Source organism: Stenotrophomonas sp. SrG, from assembly GCF_050031795.1.
Lineage (GTDB): Bacteria > Pseudomonadota > Gammaproteobacteria > Xanthomonadales > Xanthomonadaceae > Stenotrophomonas > Stenotrophomonas rhizophila_A.
In genome coordinates this window covers 1-238 of sequence record NZ_JBNBBE010001153.1, presented here as the reverse complement: position 1 = coordinate 238, position 238 = coordinate 1, and the positions used below count along the sequence as shown (strand labels likewise).

Annotated in this window: 1 protein-coding gene; it reads left to right on the top strand. The window is 68.1% G+C overall.

Features of this window, described 5'->3' with window-relative positions; all coding sequences use genetic code 11:
• Positions 1 to 238 (top strand): amidohydrolase family protein (locus ACQG3P_RS23080; RefSeq protein WP_426806344.1); only part of this gene is annotated, 238 nt, incomplete at both ends.

Below are 238 nucleotides of genomic sequence, written 5' to 3'. Positions count from 1 at the left end.
CGCCACGCCCACCGCACTCATCCACACCCCCACGCGCCCCACGGGGCCGCGCCTGCCGATCCAAGACCAGGCCAATTCGCCCCGGCACTTCATGCGCGAGCTGAACCGGCTGGGGATCACCTCGGTGATCGACGCCGGCGGCGGCTTCCAGACTTACCCCGAGGACTACCAGGTCATCGAGCAGCTGCATCGCGACGGTGAACTGACGGTGCGCAGCGCCTACAACCTGTTCACCCAG